19 protein-coding genes are annotated in these 17,468 nt (G+C 64.4%); 4 read left to right on the top strand and 15 right to left on the bottom strand.

Annotated elements, in window-relative coordinates; translation table 11 throughout:
* Positions 1 to 11 precede the first annotated feature (11 nt).
* From QEN71_RS30165 to QEN71_RS30175, 3 genes are all read right to left on the bottom strand, one after another.
* The gene (locus QEN71_RS30165; protein ID WP_201662364.1) at positions 12 to 1,382 is read right to left on the bottom strand and encodes a DUF3300 domain-containing protein; all 1,371 of its coding nucleotides are present in this window, start codon (positions 1,380 to 1,382) and stop codon (positions 12 to 14) included.
* 327 nt (positions 1,383 to 1,709) lie between these two features.
* Positions 1,710 to 2,936 (bottom strand): c-type cytochrome, encoded by a 1,227-nt coding sequence (locus QEN71_RS30170; RefSeq protein ID WP_201662361.1) that lies wholly within the window; start codon positions 2,934 to 2,936, stop codon positions 1,710 to 1,712.
* Between the two features lie 58 nt (positions 2,937 to 2,994).
* Positions 2,995 to 4,722 (bottom strand): methanol/ethanol family PQQ-dependent dehydrogenase, encoded by a 1,728-nt coding sequence (locus QEN71_RS30175; RefSeq protein WP_201662358.1) that lies wholly within the window; start codon positions 4,720 to 4,722, stop codon positions 2,995 to 2,997.
* A 380-nt stretch (positions 4,723 to 5,102) separates the two neighbouring features.
* Between QEN71_RS30175 and QEN71_RS30180 the strand changes: the two genes are divergently transcribed.
* Positions 5,103 to 5,345 (top strand): hypothetical protein, encoded by a 243-nt coding sequence (locus QEN71_RS30180; protein ID WP_201662355.1) that lies wholly within the window; start codon positions 5,103 to 5,105, stop codon positions 5,343 to 5,345.
* Between the two features lie 28 nt (positions 5,346 to 5,373).
* Here QEN71_RS30180 and pqqD read toward each other — a convergent pair whose 3' ends face one another.
* The 6 genes from pqqD to QEN71_RS30210 all read right to left on the bottom strand — a co-directional run bounded on the left by pqqD (position 5,374) and on the right by QEN71_RS30210 (position 8,791).
* Positions 5,374 to 5,655 (bottom strand): pyrroloquinoline quinone biosynthesis peptide chaperone PqqD, encoded by a 282-nt coding sequence (gene pqqD, locus QEN71_RS30185; RefSeq protein ID WP_201662352.1) that lies wholly within the window; start codon positions 5,653 to 5,655, stop codon positions 5,374 to 5,376.
* Between the two features lie 76 nt (positions 5,656 to 5,731).
* Positions 5,732 to 5,806 (bottom strand): pyrroloquinoline quinone precursor peptide PqqA, encoded by a 75-nt coding sequence (pqqA, locus tag QEN71_RS30190; RefSeq protein WP_033379411.1) that lies wholly within the window; start codon positions 5,804 to 5,806, stop codon positions 5,732 to 5,734.
* Between the two features lie 224 nt (positions 5,807 to 6,030).
* The gene (locus QEN71_RS30195) at positions 6,031 to 6,777 is read right to left on the bottom strand and encodes an SDR family NAD(P)-dependent oxidoreductase (RefSeq protein ID WP_201662349.1); all 747 of its coding nucleotides are present in this window, start codon (positions 6,775 to 6,777) and stop codon (positions 6,031 to 6,033) included.
* A 40-nt stretch (positions 6,778 to 6,817) separates the two neighbouring features.
* Positions 6,818 to 7,561 carry an SDR family NAD(P)-dependent oxidoreductase gene (locus tag QEN71_RS30200; protein WP_201662346.1) on the bottom strand — a complete coding sequence of 248 codons (744 nt, stop codon included), beginning with the start codon at positions 7,559 to 7,561 and terminating at the stop codon, positions 6,818 to 6,820.
* 9 nt (positions 7,562 to 7,570) lie between these two features.
* The gene (locus QEN71_RS30205; protein ID WP_201662343.1) at positions 7,571 to 7,969 is read right to left on the bottom strand and encodes a DUF427 domain-containing protein; all 399 of its coding nucleotides are present in this window, start codon (positions 7,967 to 7,969) and stop codon (positions 7,571 to 7,573) included.
* Between the two features lie 75 nt (positions 7,970 to 8,044).
* Complete coding sequence (locus tag QEN71_RS30210) at positions 8,045 to 8,791, bottom strand: SDR family NAD(P)-dependent oxidoreductase (RefSeq protein WP_201662340.1); 747 nt, start codon at positions 8,789 to 8,791, stop codon at positions 8,045 to 8,047.
* Between the two features lie 216 nt (positions 8,792 to 9,007).
* Here QEN71_RS30210 and QEN71_RS30215 point away from each other — a divergent pair, with 216 nt between their 5' ends.
* Positions 9,008 to 9,892, top strand: coding sequence for a LysR family transcriptional regulator (locus QEN71_RS30215; protein ID WP_201662337.1), 885 nt, complete (start codon positions 9,008 to 9,010; stop codon positions 9,890 to 9,892).
* An 83-nt stretch (positions 9,893 to 9,975) separates the two neighbouring features.
* Here the strand turns inward: QEN71_RS30215 and QEN71_RS30220 are convergent, their stop codons facing one another.
* On the bottom strand, positions 9,976 to 10,503 hold the full coding sequence (locus tag QEN71_RS30220; protein ID WP_290468268.1) for a hypothetical protein: 528 nt from the start codon (positions 10,501 to 10,503) through the stop codon (positions 9,976 to 9,978).
* Between the two features lie 1,324 nt (positions 10,504 to 11,827).
* Between QEN71_RS30220 and QEN71_RS30225 the strand changes: the two genes are divergently transcribed.
* Positions 11,828 to 11,968 (top strand): hypothetical protein, encoded by a 141-nt coding sequence (locus tag QEN71_RS30225; RefSeq protein WP_201646828.1) that lies wholly within the window; start codon positions 11,828 to 11,830, stop codon positions 11,966 to 11,968.
* A gap of 295 nt (positions 11,969 to 12,263) precedes the next feature.
* Here the strand turns inward: QEN71_RS30225 and QEN71_RS30230 are convergent, their stop codons facing one another.
* A complete protein-coding gene (locus tag QEN71_RS30230) occupies positions 12,264 to 14,255 on the bottom strand; it encodes a sigma-54-dependent Fis family transcriptional regulator (RefSeq protein WP_201646829.1) in 1,992 nt (663 codons plus the stop codon).
* Between the two features lie 151 nt (positions 14,256 to 14,406).
* Here QEN71_RS30230 and QEN71_RS30235 point away from each other — a divergent pair, with 151 nt between their 5' ends.
* The gene (locus tag QEN71_RS30235; RefSeq protein WP_201646830.1) at positions 14,407 to 15,375 is read left to right on the top strand and encodes an alpha/beta fold hydrolase; all 969 of its coding nucleotides are present in this window, start codon (positions 14,407 to 14,409) and stop codon (positions 15,373 to 15,375) included.
* Here the strand turns inward: QEN71_RS30235 and QEN71_RS30240 are convergent.
* The 4 genes from QEN71_RS30240 to QEN71_RS30255 all read right to left on the bottom strand — a co-directional run bounded on the left by QEN71_RS30240 (position 15,344) and on the right by QEN71_RS30255 (position 17,452).
* Positions 15,344 to 15,619 (bottom strand): hypothetical protein, encoded by a 276-nt coding sequence (locus QEN71_RS30240; protein ID WP_201646831.1) that lies wholly within the window; start codon positions 15,617 to 15,619, stop codon positions 15,344 to 15,346. The genes QEN71_RS30235 and QEN71_RS30240 overlap by 32 nt on opposite strands.
* A gap of 154 nt (positions 15,620 to 15,773) precedes the next feature.
* Positions 15,774 to 16,055 (bottom strand): hypothetical protein, encoded by a 282-nt coding sequence (locus tag QEN71_RS30245; RefSeq protein WP_201646832.1) that lies wholly within the window; start codon positions 16,053 to 16,055, stop codon positions 15,774 to 15,776.
* A 153-nt stretch (positions 16,056 to 16,208) separates the two neighbouring features.
* The gene (locus QEN71_RS30250; RefSeq protein ID WP_201646833.1) at positions 16,209 to 16,982 is read right to left on the bottom strand and encodes a glycine zipper 2TM domain-containing protein; all 774 of its coding nucleotides are present in this window, start codon (positions 16,980 to 16,982) and stop codon (positions 16,209 to 16,211) included.
* A 125-nt stretch (positions 16,983 to 17,107) separates the two neighbouring features.
* Positions 17,108 to 17,452 carry a cupin domain-containing protein gene (locus tag QEN71_RS30255; protein ID WP_201646834.1) on the bottom strand — a complete coding sequence of 115 codons (345 nt, stop codon included), beginning with the start codon at positions 17,450 to 17,452 and terminating at the stop codon, positions 17,108 to 17,110.
* Between the last annotated feature and the right edge of the window lie 16 nt (positions 17,453 to 17,468).

A 17,468-nucleotide genomic window follows, 5' to 3' on the forward strand; every position in this document is an offset into this window, starting at 1 on the left:
GTTCTGGTCTCCTAGCGTCTTCCGCGCCCACCGCCACCGGCTCGCATACCGCCGCCGCTCGGCCGGTTGAAGCCGGAGCCCTGCATGCTGGAGCGTCCCCGATCGTAGTTGCGCTGCGACGCGCCACCCGAACCTACGCCCTGAAACGCGTTGTCGCGTCCGCCGCTGAAATTGCCGCCTCCGGCGCTGCCGCCCACGCGATCGCTGGCGCGCGTGACGTCGCCTGAGCCGGCGCCTGCGCGGTTCGACACGCCGCCGCGGTCGCCAGCCGCCGAGCGGTCCGCCGTGCTCGCCCTGTTGCCCGTATTCGAACGATCCGTCGCCGACGCACGGTTGCCTGCATTGCCGCGATCGGCGGTTCCCGCGCGATTGCCTGCGCCAGCACCTGCACCCGCACGATCAGCCGTGTTCACACGTCCGCCGCCCGCACCCGAATCGCGGCCACGGAAATCGGAACGTCCCTCGGCACCGGGCACATTGCGCGAATACTTCTCGCGCGTCGCGTTGTCCCGATACGCGACGCCCTGGCGATGGCTGCCGTCGTGCTGCCAGCGGCCTCCCTCAACCTTGGTGCGGTCGAAGTTGCGATCGATGTTCGCGGCCTTGTTGACGTTGATATTGACGTCGCCGCCGCCCCAGTTGCAGTTGCTGAAGATCGCGCCTGCGGCGGCGAGGCCGATGCCCCACGCGAAGCCTGTCATCAGCGCCGCGCCCGGATAGTAGGCCGGGTACGGCGGCCAATAGGTCGGCGGATAGGTCGGATAACTCCACGCGCCATACACGACGGTCGGGTTGTACGCGGGCACGTAGATCACCTGTGGATTCGTCGGCTCGACCTTGATGATGGTCTGCCCGCCGCCCGCGGGCGGCTGTTCGACGACCACGTTCTGCTGCTCGTTCGATTTCAGATTGCCGGAATCCTTCGCGCGCGCACGCAGCCGCTGCACGGCGGCAAACACGTCCTTCTGCTGCGCAAGAAAGGCATCGCCGAGCTTCTGCGTCCATTCGAGCTTGTCGTTCATCGGTTCGAGAATTTGCGGGAACGCGACCATCGATTTCACGCTGACGTCCCACGGCTGATTCTCGACGGCCTTCACGGCGGCATCGCCCTTGACGTTCGGATTGGCCTTGACCCAGCGCGCCGCGTGCACGATTTCCAGCGGATACGTCGACGCCATCAGCACTTGCGACAACACGGAATCGGGATACAGCGCGATCGGCGCGACGAGCGCCTCGATTTCCTCTGGCTTGAACGGTTCAGCGGGGGCAGGCGCAGACGCAGGTTGCTGGGTTTGAGCGCGCGCGCCGCCTATGCCGAACGTGAGCGCGACAACGATCCACAGGCATAGCGTGAAGGCCCGTTGCAGGTGGCATGGGGACATGGCCGCTCCTTCAGACGGAATGGCAGGGATCCGAACGGTTCGGCCCCACCGTGACTGACGGAAAAACGGAAATGGCTTGTATTGGAATGCGGCATCGACTCTATAAGGATGTTAGGACATCCACGCCTGAAGTGATGCAAATACTCGGCCCGCCTGGCATCTATACAGGAGCCGATATCGGATGAAGTAGTTAAGAACTGCGCGAGTCACGCACGCAGCGAATCGATGGACGAGTGCATTGCATGTCTTGCATCAATGCGTACGCGCGGCGCGTGTCGACGGAAGTCGCCACGCGCCGCGCACTCGATGCGAACAATCAGACGAACTTTACTTGCCCGCGTTGAGCTTCAGCGTCGAGGCGCGCGCGTCGTCGGCCGTCATCTTCGCGCCGCTCGCGCGATAGCCGTTCGAATAGAGCAGGAACGCCATGATGTCTGCGTAATCCTGATCTTTCATCTTGCCCGGCTTGTCGGCGGGCATGTTCGTCGACAGGTAGGTGAACACGCCGCCGATCGTCAGATGCGCATTCGATGCCGGCGCGAACGCGGGCCCTTGCAGCGCCGGCGCCGTCACGCCCTGCAACTGCGCGCCGTGGCATTTCGCGCACACCGACGAGTAGAGCATCTTGCCGTGCGTCGCTTGCGCCTGATCGAATGACGGCGCGCCGGCGGCGTCGGCGGCGACCTTCACGAAGCCGCCGGCGTTGCGTGCATTCGCTGTCGCCAGCAACGCGGGTTGTGCGACGGCACGCGATGCAACCGGACCGTCGCGAAAGCGCGCGGCGTCGTCGCTGGCTGCCGCGTCGAGCGCGTGCGCGGGCATCGCCCAGTCGTGCGTCAGGGCGACGAGGCGGCCATTGCCCGACAGCTTGTCGAGCGCCGCGTCGATCCTCGGACGCATCGCAGCCGTGCGCGGCCCGAACGCGAATACGAGTTGCCAGTCGGCATACGGCGAGCGTGCGGCGGCAATCGTAAATTGACGCTGCGGATGCGCTTGCCGATACGCGACGACAGCCGGATACCAGACGATCGCGCGCTGCGCCTGCCCCTTCGCGACGGCTTCGACGGTCAACGCCGACGTGTTCTCCAGATCGAGCGTGACGCTCGGCTGTTGCACGGCGATGAGTTGCGCGGGGCTCGCGTACGTTGCGGCAACGGTGTTTCTGGCCGCGCCCTGCGGATTGGCGTCGGGCGCTTCGATGCTCACATACCCCGCGCGCAGATAACCGCGCGAGAAGTGCAGCTTGCTGCTGGAGCCGTCGGCGACGGCGGAGCGCGGAAAGCCTGCGATCACGTCGCATTCGCGCGCGAGCGTCCGGTCGAGTTCCTTCAGCGACACGCCGTCGTCGTCGCCTTCGCCGATACCGTGCCTGACGATCGTCGCGGCGATGCCCGCCTGCGCAAACGCGTCGCGCGCGACGGCTTCGTCGAGCGACGCCGAGGGACTGCCGGGAAACGTACAGACCTTGACGGCCGCCGCCGCGTGAACGGACGTGAGCGCGACACAGGCAGCAAGTACGCTTGCCGCCGGAATTCGATTGAGAGAGTGGTTCATTTCAAGGCGTCCGGAAAGAGCGGGACGTGCGCAGCCGCGCGTCCCGCTTCTGCAAAGATCACGAATGGTTGAGGGCGAACACGTACAGCGTTCCCCCGCGCGGCACCTTGTCGGCGGCCTTGGCCATCGGGCCGCCCCAGATCGGATTCGCGCCGCCGTAGCCCGCCAGCACCGCGACATATTCCTTGCCGTCGATCTCGAACACCGACGGCTGCGCGATGATCCCGCTCGCGAGCTTCGGGCTTTGCCACAAGACCTTGCCGCTCGTGACATCGAATGCGTACAGGTGTCCGTCGAGCGAGCCGCTGAACGCGAGGCCGCTCGCCGTCGTCGCGACGCCGCCGTTCCACGGCAGCTTGCTCCAGTGACTCCAGAGCTTCTTGCCCGTATTCACGTCGATGGCCTGCAATTCGCCGTAACCCTTGCTGCCCGGTTCGGGTTTGATCTCGAAGCCTTCGCCGAGATACGGCAAGCCTTCCATGTACGTGACCGATTTGCCCGACAGCGACATGCACGCGTGCAGCGTCGGAATGATCGCGATGTGCTTGTCCGCGTCGTAGGAAACCGACCACCAGTTCTTGCCGCCGAGGAAGCTCGGACAGGTCTCGATCGTCGTGCCCGTTTTCGGATATTTCGATTCGTCCTGCACGGGCTTGCCGTCGGCGGTATAGCCTGTGACGGACGTGGCCTTCACGAACGGACGCGCATAGATCAGCTTGCCGTTGCTACGGTCGATCGCGTGAAAATAGCCGTTGCGGTCCGCGTGAATGATCGCGTCATAGTCCTTGCCGTCGTATTTGATGTTGGCGAGGACGGGCGTGTTGACGCCGTCGTAATCCCACGTGTCGTGACGCGTGTATTGATAGTGCCATTTGAGATTGCCCGTTTTCGGATCGAGCGCGAGCAGCGAGTCCGAATAGAGGTTGTCGCCGGGACGAAGGTCGGCGAGCCACGGTCCCGGATTGCCGACGCCCCAATAAAGCGTCTTGCTGTCGGGATCGTAGGTGCCCGTCAGCCATGCGGGCGCGCCGCCGTGTTCCTGCATGCCGTCGGGCCACGTATTGCCGTTCGGCTCCTTCGCGCCGGGCACGGTGTAGCGCTTCCACTGCACGTTGCCGTTCTCGGGATCGAGCGCCGCGATGAAGCCGCGCGCGCCATACTCGCCGCCCGAACTGCCGACCACGAGCGCGCCGTCCAGCGCGAGCGGCGCCAGCGAAAACGCGTAGCCCGTGCCAGGCTCGAACATCGCCTTCTTCCACACGACCGAACCGCTTTGCGCATCGAGCGCGGCCACTTCGCCGTTCAGCATCGCGACATACACGTTCTTGCCGTACAGCGCGACGCCGCGATTCACGACATCGCAACACGCGTTCTTGAAGGCTTCCGCGCCGAGCTTCGGTTCGAACTTCCACAGTTGTTTGCCCGTCGCGGCATCGAATGCGTAGACGTTGTCTTTGGGCGTCGTCACGAACAGATAGCGACCGTTGATGATCGGCGTCGCTTCGAAACCTTGCTGAAGATCGGCGGGAAACTTGTAGGCCCACGCCTGCTTCAGATTTTTCACGTTCGACGTATCGATCTGCTTGAGCGGCGAATGCGCCTGGCCGTTGTACGTGCGGTAGTACGTGAGCCAGCCAGGATCGCTTTGCGCCGATGTGAGCCGGTCGTAGCTCACGGCGGGATAGTCGGCCGCGGCGGCTGCCGTCGCGGGCTTCATACCGATTGCCGCCACGACGCCCGCGACGAGTATCGCGAGCCGCGTGGCCGAAGCCGGACTTGTCTTCATCGTTGTCTCCTGTCCCATTCAAGATGGTTGTGGGTGAGTTATCGGTGCGACGCCTTGTCAGCAGCGCTTCGTCGGCGCGTGTGAAGGCGGCGGGCTCGTAAAGGCAAATCGCATGCCATTGTTTGGCTATCCTTGCGAATCGGCGTGTGCGCTGTCGGAGCGATATGCGCCTGCTGCGATCGCGCATGACGAGGACGCATGCGACGTGTTGCATCGTGGAGCAGGGGACAGTCCGGCTGTTGCCGTATGTGACACCGCGACGTTTCCGGGATCGCGATGTGCGATGACGATGTGCCGTCGATGCAATGGCATGCTTCTCGCACATTGCATCGCTAATCGAAGCGGACGTGCAGCGTCGTCAATCAGCGAGTGCGAAGGTCATGAACAGTTTGCGGGCGATGGTCGAGCGATGGCTGGCGCATATGCCGCCGTGTGAAGTGAGCTTTGCCAGATTCGGAAGCGAGGGCAGCGGACGCCGCTGTCATGTGCGTGTCGACGTGCATCGCCCGGAAGGCGATCTCGCGATTCACTTCTTTCGACATCGCGACGGCATGTGGCGCGTGTTTCCGCCCACGTCCGTACCGGTTGCGATGCGAGTCCTCACGGCAGGCATCGACGACTGAGCTGTTCGCTCGTAAATGCAAATCCGGGTCAATCGATCCAGCCGCGCTGCCGCGCGTGATCGATGAACTGATACACGTCAGTCGCGAGACCCGAATCGTTGAAGAGCATTTCCAGTTCGCCGATGATGTCGTCGAGTTCGCGCGTGCCGTCGCAGCGCGTGAGAATTTCGCCCGCGCTCGGATTGAGCTTCACCGCACCCTCGGGATACAGCAGTACATACGCGTCCTGCGCGGGCACCCGTTGCAGGCTGAATCGGTCACGTAGCCGCGGGCGCTCGTTCGCACCGGCGTTCGCTGGCGTCGGAATCATGGCGGAAGGTTTCATCGATGTGACGGGCAAGCCGTCGCGCGCTGGGCACAGCACGCGACGGCGCTTCAACGCGACGTTAGCGGGTGGCGATATACATCGTGATTTCGAAACCGAAACGCAGATCGGTGTAAGCGGGCGTCGTCCACTGCATGGCATGTCTCCTGGATGGTTTGCTGAACGACCGCGATCGGATCGCGGTCGGGGCGATTCAACGCAAACTCCATGCCGGTGAAGAATCGAGCGATGTGCGAAAGCTTCGCAGTGAAGAGACTGTGCTGATTTGGAGCACAGGTGCGCATATACGGGACGTTGACACCCATCCCTTCAACGACCGCGCCGCCGCTATCCGGAAAGCGGCGCGCGATCGGCAACGCATCAGAGCTTCGATCCGCCGTCGACGCGCAACGTGTCGCCCGTGATCCAGCGCGCGTCGTCGGAGGCGAGGAAGACGGCGGCGGCGGCGATATCGTCGGGCTGCGCGACGCGTTGGAGCGCCTGCATGCCGAGCGTGAAATCGCGGCCCGCGTCTGTCTTCGCGAAGTTCGACATATCCGTTTCTACGACGCCCGGCGCAATCGCGTTGACGCGAATGCCACGCTCGCCGAGCGCGGACGCGAAGTGGCGCACGAGCGTATCGACGGCACCCTTGGTCGCAGCGTACGCCGACAGATTGTTCACGGACGCGCGTGCCGCAAGCGACGACAGCAACACCACGCTGCTGCCGTCGCCCAGCACGGGCAGCAATTGCTGCACGAGGAAGAACGGCGCGCGCACGTTGACGGCGAACAGGTCGTCGAAATCCTCGACGGTCGTTTCTTCGATCAGCGCGGCCTTCGAGATGCCCGCGTTCGCGACGAGAATGTCGAGCCGTTCGCCTGTCAGCGAGCGCACGCGCTTCGCCAGTTCATGCGGTCCGTGCGCGTCGCGCAGATCGGCGGCGACCTTGTCCGCCTGTCCGCCTGCCGCGCGGATGGCTGCAACGACGGAATCGGCGGCCTGCTCCGCGCTGCTGTAGTGGACCAGCACGCGCGCGCCTGCTTTGGCGAGTGCGATGGCCGTGGCGCGGCCGATGCCGCGAGATGCGCCCGTCACGAGCGCGGTTTTGCCTGTCAGATTGGTCATGATGAAATTCCGTTTGATGATCAGTTGCGAGGGGTTTGCCTTACGACGCAGTCCGGCCGCCGTTCACGCGCAGCACTTCGCCCGTCATGAAGCTGGCCGACGCCACGTACACGATGGCTTCCGCAATCTCGTCGGGCGTGCCGGCGCGTTTGAGCGGCACGGTGTCGATAAACGCGGCCTTGCGTTCGGACGTCTGCGTGAGCCGGTCGAGCATCGGCGTTTGCACGGGGCCGGGCGCGACGGCGTTGACACGCACGCCGAACGCCGCAGCTTCGAGCGCCGCCGACTTCGTCAGTCCTTCGACGGCGTGCTTGCTGGCGACATACAGCGACGCGCCCGCAGCACCGCGCGCGCCCATCGTCGACGACACATTGACGATGCTGCCGCTGCGTTGCGCCGACATCGCGCGCAGCTCGTGCTTCATCGCGAGCAGGGTGCCGAGCACGTTCGCGTCGAACACGGCTGCGTAGCGCTCAATCGTCTGTTCGACGACGGGCGCGCTTTCGCCTTCCGTGCCTGCCGCGTTCACGGCGATGTCCAGCCTGCCGAAGCGCGCGATCGTGCGCTCGACGAGCGATTGCACGCTGTCTTCGAAGCGCACGTCGGCCTCGATGAACTCTGCTTCTGCGCCGAGCGCGCGCAGCGTGTCGGCAAGTGCGTGACCTTCGTCGGTGCGTCGGCCGGAAATCACGAGGCGGGCTTTCGAGCGCGCGAAGGCGAGCGCGGTCGCGCGACCGATGCCGCTCAACGCGCCGGTGACGAGCACGACTGTCTGTTCGTTCATGTCGGTTCCTTATGCACGTTCTTCGATCGAATCGACACGATCGTGGTAGAACGCGAGGTGATCGCGAATCGGCTCGACGGCGGGAAAGGGCGACTCGTAGGTCCAGATCGCATTGACGGCGCGCTCGCCGCCCGACGGAATCGAGAAGTACGCGGCATCGCCCTTGTACGGGCAGTACGTCGAATGATCGGTGCGTTCGAGCAGCGTCATGTCGACGTCTTTTCTCGGGACGTAGAACACGGGCGGGTAGTGCGCTTCACGCAGCGTCAGCGCGCTTCGCGTGTCGGCGACTGTGCGGCCGGCGACAATGACCACGACGCGCGATGGATTGCGCTCGATCGTGATGGGGTGATCGGGGCCGGGAATCTTCACGGTTTTTGCCGTGTTCGGCGCGGTGTTGTTGGACATGATGTGACTCCTTGAATCAGGCGGCGTAGTGGAAAAGCCGGTGTATGTGCGTTCGTTGCGGTTGATACGTCGTCGTCAGAGCTTCGACCCGCCGTCGACGCGCAGCGTGTCGCCCGTGATCCAGTTCGCGCTGTCAGACGCAAGGAACGTTACGGCGCCGGCGATATCGTCGGGCTGCGCCACGCGCTTCAACGCCTGAAGGCTCAGCGCGTAATCGCGGCCTGCGTCGGTGGTCACGAAGCTCGACATGTCGGTCGCGACGACGCCGGGCGCGACGGCGTTCACACGCACGCCGCGCTCGCCAAGCGCGGAAGCGAAGTGGCGCACGAGCGTATCGACGGCGCCCTTGGTCGCGGCGTACGCGGCCAGCTCGCCAACGGCAGCGCGCGAAGCCAGCGATGACAGCAGCACGACGCTGCTGCCTTTGCATAGCATCGGCAGAAGCTGCTGCACGAGGAAGAAGGGCGCGCGCACGTTGACGGCGAAGAGGTCGTCGAACTGGTCGACAGTCGTCTCTTCGATGCTCGCGGCAGTGGCAATGCCCGCGTTGGCGACGAGCACATCAAGTCTTCCGCCGACGATCGCGCGCACATGTCGGGCGAGCGTGTGCGGACCGTCGGCGATCCGCAGATTGGCGGCGATTTTCTGCGCATGTCCGCCGCTCGCCATGATTTCGGCGACGACGGAATCGGCGGCCGCTTCGTTGCTGCTGTAGTGCACCAGCACCTGCGCGCCGGCTCGGCCGAGTGCGAGCGCGATGGCGCGCCCGATGCCGCGCGATGCGCCCGTGACGAGCGCGGTTTTTCCTGTGAGGTCGTTCATGGCAAAGCTCCGTTGGATTGATCGGCGGCCCGTTCAGCGATAGCAAGCAGGTATGGCTTCAAGACTGCGCTGACGGCTTCCGCGTTGCTCGATGTGACTGCTGGCTTGTAATCTAGCCTTCGCTTGCGCAACGGAAAAAGACTTTGTAGGCTTGCCGTCATGCTTTGAAAGCATGGCCCCGAGCGACGCGGCAGAATGGAAGAAACAGGAGAAAGCATGGAGCTACGTCATCTGCGCTATTTCGTTGCAGTCGCGGAAACGGGCAGCCTCACCGTCGCCGCCGAGCAGCGGCTGTTCACCTCACAGCCATCGCTGAGCCGTCAGATTCGCGATCTCGAAGACGAAGTGCGCACGGAACTGTTCAGTCGCAGCGCGCGCGGTGTCGAGTTGACAGCGTCGGGCAAGGCTTTTCTCGACCATGCACGGCTTGCGCTCGCGCAGGTCGATGCCGCGATCGAAGCCGCGCGCCGGGCCGCGAGCCCCACGAAGCAGGTGTTTGCGCTCGGCTTTCTGACGGGCCAGGAAATGACGTGGCTGCCGCGCGCGATGCAGGTGTTGCGCGACGAGTTGCCGAACATCGACGTCACGGTGTCGAGCGGCTATTCACCCGATCTCGCCGACGCCGTCGCGCGCGGCAAACTCGACCTTGCCTTCGTGCGCACGGAGCCGGGGCTGGATCTCGACTATCGCGTCGTCTATCGCGAGAAACTCGTCGTGCTGATGCCGAGCGATCATCGGCTGACGGCGAAGGCAACGATCCATCCGTCGGACCTGCAAGGCGAGACGTTTGTGATGGCGTCGAACAAGGCGCGTGTGCTGCATGACGTGGTCGCGCGATATCTGCACGACAATGGGCTCGATCCGAAGCCCGCGCATGGCGTCGACAACCTTGCAATGGCGATGTCGCTTGTCGCTTCCACGCGCGGTTTGTCGCTGATGCCCGAGTACGCGAACAATCTGCTGCCGTGGTCGGTCGTGAGCCGACCGCTGGAAGGCGAGGCGCCGACTGTCGATCTCGCGATCGGCTACAGTCGATCGAACGCGTCGCCTGTGCTGAAGCTGTTTCTGTCGAGAGCGGATGAACTGATCGGCGCCAACTGAGTGAGGAGAATCGAGTACTGGCAGACGCTACCGGCTGCGAAGCTTCTGCCTGTGTGCGCTTGCTGACCCGTTGCGGACGAATATCATTCGCCTGTGGGGCACGGAAGTGCGTTTGAGTCGGTGGATTGAACCAGGGGCCGCTTATCTTGAGCCGCCGCCATTACCTCCTCCGCCGTTCCCGCCTCCGCCGTGACCACCGCCGTGACCACCGCCGTGACCGCCAGAGCCGTTTCCACCGGAGCCGTTTCCGCCGGAGCCATTTGCACCCGCACCATGACCGCCTGCACCTGCACCTGCACCTGCACCTGCACCTGCACCCGCACCCGCACCTGCACCCGCACCTGCACCCGCACCCGCACCCGCACCCGCACCCGCACCCGCACCCGCACCCGCACCCGCACCCGCACCCGCACCCGCACCCGCACCCGCACCCGCACCCGCACCCGCACCCGCACCCGCACCGCCTGCGCCTGCACCGCCTGCGCCTGCACCGCCTGCGCCTGCACCGCCTGCGCCTGCACCGCCTGCGCCTGCACCGCCTGCGCCTGCACCGCCTGCGCCTGCACCGCCTGCGCCTGCACCGCCTGCGCCCGCACCGCCTGCGCCCGCACCGCCTGCGCCCGAACCGGCCCCGCCGTGACCGCCTGCCCCCGAACTACCCGCCCCCGAACTACCTGCCCCCGAACTACCTGCCCCCGAACTACCCGACCCCGAACTACCTGCCCCCGAACTACCCGACCCCGAACTACCTGAGCCCGAACTACCCGAGCCCGAACTACCCGAGCCCGAACTACCCGAGCCCGAACTACCCGAGCCCGAACTACCCGAGCCCGAACTACCCGAGCCCGAACTACCCGACCCCGAACTACCCGCCCCGGAACTACCCGAACCGCCTACGCCCGAACCGCTCCCGCCGCGACTGCCAGCAGGCTGTCCTTGCGCCAGTCGCACTGAAGCAGCATTCGGGGAAGGTGTATCGCGATGAGCGAACGAAGAGGACGCCGCCGGCAACGACGCCACCGGCGGGGCGACATCAGCACTGCCAATTGCAGTTCCGCTGGCCGGATGTGACGATGAACTCGCGAGATGACGGGACGAATACGCTTGTTGCGTCGGCGATATGGGCCGGGTGATCGTGGGCGTATTCCGCGCGGTTGCTCTCACGTGCGGCGCTGCACGGTGGCGATGCTGCATGGCGGTATCGCTTGCCTGACCGGGTACTCGTGTAACTGGCTGCGGTGCAGCAGAATCCACGGGTGGTCCGGCGCGGAGATCGGGTGATGCGGACGACACCGGCGGGGCAGGTTCAGTACTGGCAACCGCTGGTTTGCGAGCGGGAGGCGACGCTGGTAGCGCAACATCACCGGACCACGACGTATGTGGCGCTGGGGACGTAGATCCGATGATCCCGAGCGCCCGACCATAGTCGAGCCGATCGCCGGACGCGACGATACCGATGACACCGACAGCCAGTGACGCGCTTGCCCACGCGACCCAAAGTGCAAGGCGTTTGCCCCGCACAGGCGGCGCACCCTTGGTGCTGGCATCGGGACTACCCGCAGCCGAATGCGCAAACTTGCCTTGGCGGGCCATTACGACTCGCTTCGGATCGTTTCGTCTGATCCTTCCATCCACGACGTTCATGTGCCGTCTCCTTGCGGAGTGCTCAACGAAATGCGCCGCGGGACCGTTCTCAGTGATCGCCCGCGGGTCCGCCACGGCAATGGGAGCGGTCAACCAGGTTTTCTATCGTAAGTCTTTGAACCATGAACGCGCTCGCCATCTTCATGGCCGATACGGACGGGTGGCGGGAGTCGCTGTCCTGCGGGCGTTCCGCGACGACATGATGCAAATGGCGCATTCGCTGTGCCAGCCAGATGCGGGCGTTCGCAATTGCTGCTGACGAAAAAACGCACCGAAACAACGAAGCGCGCGATGCGCCAACTGATTCACGACGCCGTGCGCGCAGCGATCGAGCGCGCGGGCATCGACGGCTGGTGGCAATGCGCGGTGATGGTCGTCCATGCGAGCGGCTCGCCCTATATCAAGACCGTGCAGACAGCGGCGCTCGCGTGAGCAGCGCCTGAGCATAAAAAGGAGACCGAAGTGAACACGACCGACTATGGAAATTCCACGACCGCGAGCGTCGTCGAGTCCACGCGTATCGAGCTTGTCGAAAGCCGCGCGCAAGACGATGGACGGTTGGCCGATGTGTATCGCCGCATCACGTGGAGACTGATGCCGATACTGCTTGTCGCGCAGGTGCTCGCGTATCTGGACCGTTGTCGAACGTCCGCTGTGTCCATGTCATTTTTATGCGCACCCGCCTGCACAGGTGTTGCAAAACTCAACACCGTGCAACAGCGCAACGCTAATCATCGCCGTGCGGGTTTGCACCAGCGCACAACGAAGGCATCTTCCGATACACCGTATTGCGCGAAATACCGAGCGCCCGCGCAGCCGCCGACACATTCCCGTTGTGCCGCGCGACGGCCGCCGCAATCGCGGAAGCCTGCACATCCTGAAGCCGCGTGCTCATCAGCGGCAACGTCGCGCCCGCTGACCGTGCGCCGAGCGCCGCGCCGCTGCGCAGATCGTCGAAGAAATCTTCGGGCAGATGTTCGCGCCTGAGTTCGCCGTCGTCGTCGACCATTGCGGCCGCCGTGCGCAGCAGATTGCCGAGTTGCCGGAAGTTGCCGGGCCATGCGCACTCCTCGAACAGCGCCATGACGTCGGACGTGACACGCAGCGGCGCGCCCTCCGTTTCGTCGCATGGCATCGACTGCAACATCCGCTCGATCACGACGGCGAGGTCCGTGCGCTCGCGCAACGGCGGCAGTTTGACGACGAGACCGTTCAAACGGTAATACAGATCCTCGCGGAACCGGTTCTGCACGATCATTTCGCGCAGATTGCGGTGCGTCGCGCAAATGATCGCGATATCGACGGGAACGGATTTGCTGGAGCCGAGCGGATCGACGACGCGTTCCTGTAGCACGCGCAGCAGACGCACCTGCAGCGGATACGGCATGTCGCCGATTTCATCGAGAAACAGCGTGCCGCCATTGGCCTGCAGCAGCTTGCCGACCGCGCCCTTGCGGCGCGCGCCCGTAAACGCGCCTTCCTCGTAACCGAACAGTTCCGACTCGATCAGATTCTCCGGGATCGACGCGCAATTGACCGCGACGAACGGGCCCGCGCGACGCGGCGAATCGTTGTGGATGGCCTGCGCGAGCAGTTCCTTGCCGGTGCCCGTTTCGCCTGTGATCAGAATCGGAATGTTCTTGCCAAGCACCTTGCGCACCTTGGCGATGACGGTGGAAATCTGCGGATCGCCTGTGTCGAGACTGTCGAGCCTCGACGGTGCGTTGACAACGGGAGCGCTTCTCACAGGCTGCGTGCGCGCGGTGGCAGGCCGCGTGCCGACGGCAGATTCGCCGCCCGGCCACGAACCTTCGCCGCCGAGCGTTGGCCGCCGAAACTCGACGTTCGCACAAACTACCGTGCCGTTGTTCAGATCGAGCGTGATGTGATGACCGAGGCTCGCGCGCAGCCGGTCGATCAGTTGCGGCGTGGTCAGCCCGAACAGCGACGACAGCGTGTGCGCGCGCATCGCGGCGAGCGGCAGCCCGACCTGAAACTGCGCGCTGCGATTCGCGGACAGAAAGCGCCCGTCGCACGTGAAGGCCATGATGCCTTCCATCAGCGTGCCGAGAAACTCAGCGCGGCCATGAAAGGCAATCTGCAGCGTGTTGCGGAACGTGTTCGCAAACAGATGGTTTTCGATCATCTGCACGGACATTTTCGCGAGCGCCATCGTGTGCTGATGATAGCTGCGGTGGTCGCCCGTCACGTCGAGCACGCCGACCAGATCGCCATACGGATCGAGAATCGGCACGCTGGAGCAGGTCAGGAAACGGTTCGCGGCGAGATAGTGCTGATCGCCGTGCACGACGGTGGCGCTGCGCTCGGCGATCGCGGTGCCGATCGCATTCGTACCTTGCCGCTCTTCGGCCCAGTTGGCGCCCGCCTTGAGCGCGACCTTCTCGGCGCGGCGCAGGAAATCGTCATCGCCGATCGAATGAAGAATCAGACCTTCGGCGTCCGTCAGCACGATCATGCTTTGCGTATTCGCGATCTGCTCGCGCAGCGTTTCCATCACGGGCGTCGCGTGCGCGCACAGCACGCGGTTCTGTTCGAGCTTCATCCGCAATTCGCCGTGCGTGAGCACGTCGTAGTCGGGGCACATCGACGCACTGAGTCCGAACGTTTCCGACCTCTCGTGCGCTTTCTGAATCGACGGAGTGAGCCAGCCGCTCTCTCGGGCTGTCAGTGATCCGATAGTCTGGGCATCGTTGCGCATTGTCTCCTCCGCTCATCGTGTCTCGTGCCGGTCGTCGTGCCGGCATCGCGGAGTTCAAAAGCAAGACGCGGGCCATTGGGTTCCAACGCTCTGCGCTGTCAGCTTCACGAAAGCATGCGTGGCCGCGGACACGATCGGCGAGAATGAACACATGAGCACGCACGACACTGCGCATCATCGAACGATCACACGCGACGGCCACACGGCTGCCTATACCGTGCATGGCGAGCGTCATGGCGTGCCTGTCGTCGTGTTGCACGGCGGACCGGGAAGCGGCAGCAATCCAGCGGCGTTGCGTCTCTTCGATCTCGTGCGCTTTCGCGTCGTGATGGTCGATCAGCGCGGCACCGGCGCATCGACGCCGCGTGGCAGCCTTCGCCATAACGACACGCAGCATCTGATCCGCGATCTCGAAGCGATACGCGTGCAACTGGGCATCGTGCGTTGGGGCGTGGTCGGTGGATCGTGGGGTGCGGCGCTCGCGCTGGCTTATGCGGGAACGCATCCCGCGTCGGTTAGCGGCGTCGTGTTGCGTGGACTGTTTCTGACGACGCAGCGCGAAGTGCGTCGTTTGTTCGTCACGTCGCGCTCGCGTGCGCCTTCGGCGTGGCGTGAACTGATGCACGCGACGCATTGCGAACGGGCGTCATCGTTGCCGTCCGCCTGTATCCGAACGACGCAAACGCGAACGCATGCCGACGCGTGGCGCACCTACGAGAACGCGATCTTGATGCGGCCGTCGTCGCGAACAATCTCTGCGCGCAGAAAAAAGGCATTGAATCGCGCCGGGACAACGACAGCGAAGTACCGTATCCAGGCTCACTATCTGATGCACGGCTGCTGGCTCGGCGAGCGGCGACTGATGACGCTCGCGAAGCGCGCCGTCGCGTCGGGCGTCGCGATCCACGCGGTGCATGGTTCGCGCGACCCTGTGTGTCCGCCCGACAATCTGCATCGGCTGATGCGTGCGGTCCCTGCCGTGCAGGGCCGGTTCGTCGACGCGGGTCATCTGGCTTCGGACGTGCGGCTCGCGCAAGCGCTCGCCGCGGCCATCGAAGCCCTGTTCCCCGCTCGCGAAAGCGACGACGCTAACTGTCCTGATCGGCGAACAGATCGCTGAAAAGATCTGGCGCGTTGCCGCGTTCGGATTCAGGCGCGGGCAACGTGCCGTCGCGAACCTGCGCGAGCACGGCGGGCGGCAGCCATTTCTCTTCCATCGCGGCGATGCCGCTTTCGATCATCTGTTGCAGAAAGTACGACTGCCGGCGACCTGTGGCGTCTGCCAATAGTCTCAACCTGCGCTCGATCGCGGGATCCACCCGCACTGCCACTACCTTCAGCTTGTTCTCGGCGGTTCTTTTCACCGCGTGCTCCTGTCGATAAAACTTTGCGCGGTGCTTCTACCACGGAGCCCTGTCGGATTGCAATTGTTTTCTTTGCTGAAGGTGTGGTTCGGGCCGATCGAGTCCTCAAGGAATGCAGATTATCCCTGCTGAAAATTACCCGTTAAAGGTGGCGTCAATCGTCGTCGTCATCGTGATGACGATGCCAGCCGCGATGACGGCCATGATCGTGCCACTCGCGCGGATCGCGATAGCCGCCGTATCCATAGCCGTAGTAGACGGGCGCGGGCGCATAGACGGCGGGCGGCGGCGCTTCGTACACGACGGCGGGCGCCGGCTCGACATAAACGGGCGCAGGCACGCCGAAAGTCACGCCGACATCGACGTGCGCGAGCGCCGCCGTGGATGCGCTCGCGGCAACGAGACCTGCTGCGCAAATGAGTGTGAGGCGTTTCAACGTAGGGCTCCGGTATGGGCGTGTGCGGGTGAATGCCAATCGATGGCAAGTGACGGGCATTGTAGAAATGCAGCCGTTCTCATGTTGCATCCGTCATGTTGCGTGTGTAACGGGTAGTAACCAGGCGAGCGAAAGCCCGCCGGGTGCTTGAAATCACGAAGCGGAGAGCGTATCGCCCGATACATGCACGCGTTGTCCGACCTGGACTTGCGGCTGCGTCGTGTAAGTGAAGTTGCGATAGCTGCCGTCCTGCATGCGGACCTGCACCTGATAGCTCGTCTGCTTGCGCACGGCGTGCTCGATGCCGTTGCCCGCGAAACCGCCGCCCACTGCGCCCGCGACGGTCGCGAGAATGCGTCCGCGTCCCGCGCCGAACTGGTTGCCGAGCAAACCGCCCGCGACCGCGCCGCCGACCGCGCCGAGTCCTGTGGTCGGTTCCGACGTCTGCACAGGATTGATCGCGACGACTTCACCCGCATACGGATCGGCAGCGACCTGGCGTGTGCCTGCCGCTTGCACGTTGCCGCTGTCCGCGTATTGCGGCGCGGGCGCGACGTGTGGTTTGCGCGCGTGATGAACGGGCCGCGGCGCAGCGGGCGCCGTTTGCTGGGCGACAGGCTGCGCGGTGTTCGCCTGCTGGACCGCGCCCGTTTGCTGGGCCGCGCTGGTCGGCTCGACGGCAGCGAGCGGCGCGCTGGCCGCTTGTGTGGCAACGGGCGTGACGGGCGCAATCGGTGCAATCGGTGCAATCGGTGCGATCTGCGCCGTCTGCGCAGCGGACGAAGGCACCGCGTGCGACACGGGCAAGATCCCCGTGATCGCCGCGACGCCCGTGACGCTGGCAAGGATCACGGACACAGCAGCGCCCGCAATCAAAGGATGGATACGGCTACGTTGCGGCATGCTGTTCGTGACGTTGGCGTTCATGACGGGCTCCACGGTGTGTGTGCCTGCAATAACGTCGCCCGAACGACGGCGGTGCACGCGCGACCGCAACGGCTTTGTAAGCAGTTGTAGCGCGTCTCATGCACTACATGGCGCGACTTTCGTGCTCAGCAAAAGCGCTGCGCGAGATCGTAGATCAGCAGGAAGACACAACCTGTATCGCTTCGGAAGCCGTTCTCCACCGTTCCCGTTTCCGCGATGCCGACCCATCCCGGCGACAGCCGCTGGCCGTTCTGCACGGCCTCACCTTCGAGCATGTAGATGAACTCCGGTCCCGTATGCAGATGCGTCGGGAACACGGTTCCCGGTTCGAATCGCACGAGCTGCATCGCGCGTCCGTTGGCCTTGCCGAGATTCTTGATCTGCACGCCGCTCGCGCAGGCCGATGGCGTCCACGGTAGCGCCTGCGCATCGGCGGATGAGAAACGCGGTGTGGCCGATTGCGGATTCATCTCGTCTCCTGTTCGT

Origin of the sequence: Paraburkholderia sabiae, assembly GCF_030412785.1 — a bacterium.
Taxonomy (GTDB): Bacteria; Pseudomonadota; Gammaproteobacteria; order Burkholderiales; family Burkholderiaceae; genus Paraburkholderia; species Paraburkholderia sabiae.

What these genes read in the sequence shown, in the direction of transcription:
- QEN71_RS30165 (WP_201662364.1), bottom strand. Translation starts at nt 1,382, where the DNA reads ATGTCCCCATGCCACCTGCAACGGGCCTTCACGCTATGCCTGTGGATC.
- QEN71_RS30170 (WP_201662361.1), bottom strand. Translation starts at nt 2,936, where the DNA reads ATGAACCACTCTCTCAATCGAATTCCGGCGGCAAGCGTACTTGCTGCC.
- QEN71_RS30175 (WP_201662358.1), bottom strand. Translation starts at nt 4,722, where the DNA reads ATGAAGACAAGTCCGGCTTCGGCCACGCGGCTCGCGATACTCGTCGCG.
- QEN71_RS30180 (WP_201662355.1), top strand. Translation starts at nt 5,103, where the DNA reads ATGAACAGTTTGCGGGCGATGGTCGAGCGATGGCTGGCGCATATGCCG.
- pqqD (WP_201662352.1), bottom strand. Translation starts at nt 5,655, where the DNA reads ATGATTCCGACGCCAGCGAACGCCGGTGCGAACGAGCGCCCGCGGCTA.
- QEN71_RS30195 (WP_201662349.1), bottom strand. Translation starts at nt 6,777, where the DNA reads ATGACCAATCTGACAGGCAAAACCGCGCTCGTGACGGGCGCATCTCGC.
- QEN71_RS30200 (WP_201662346.1), bottom strand. Translation starts at nt 7,561, where the DNA reads ATGAACGAACAGACAGTCGTGCTCGTCACCGGCGCGTTGAGCGGCATC.
- QEN71_RS30205 (WP_201662343.1), bottom strand. Translation starts at nt 7,969, where the DNA reads ATGTCCAACAACACCGCGCCGAACACGGCAAAAACCGTGAAGATTCCC.
- QEN71_RS30210 (WP_201662340.1), bottom strand. Translation starts at nt 8,791, where the DNA reads ATGAACGACCTCACAGGAAAAACCGCGCTCGTCACGGGCGCATCGCGC.
- QEN71_RS30215 (WP_201662337.1), top strand. Translation starts at nt 9,008, where the DNA reads ATGGAGCTACGTCATCTGCGCTATTTCGTTGCAGTCGCGGAAACGGGC.
- QEN71_RS30225 (WP_201646828.1), top strand. Translation starts at nt 11,828, where the DNA reads ATGCGCCAACTGATTCACGACGCCGTGCGCGCAGCGATCGAGCGCGCG.
- QEN71_RS30230 (WP_201646829.1), bottom strand. Translation starts at nt 14,255, where the DNA reads ATGCGCAACGATGCCCAGACTATCGGATCACTGACAGCCCGAGAGAGC.
- QEN71_RS30235 (WP_201646830.1), top strand. Translation starts at nt 14,407, where the DNA reads ATGAGCACGCACGACACTGCGCATCATCGAACGATCACACGCGACGGC.
- QEN71_RS30250 (WP_201646833.1), bottom strand. Translation starts at nt 16,982, where the DNA reads ATGAACGCCAACGTCACGAACAGCATGCCGCAACGTAGCCGTATCCAT.
- QEN71_RS30255 (WP_201646834.1), bottom strand. Translation starts at nt 17,452, where the DNA reads ATGAATCCGCAATCGGCCACACCGCGTTTCTCATCCGCCGATGCGCAG.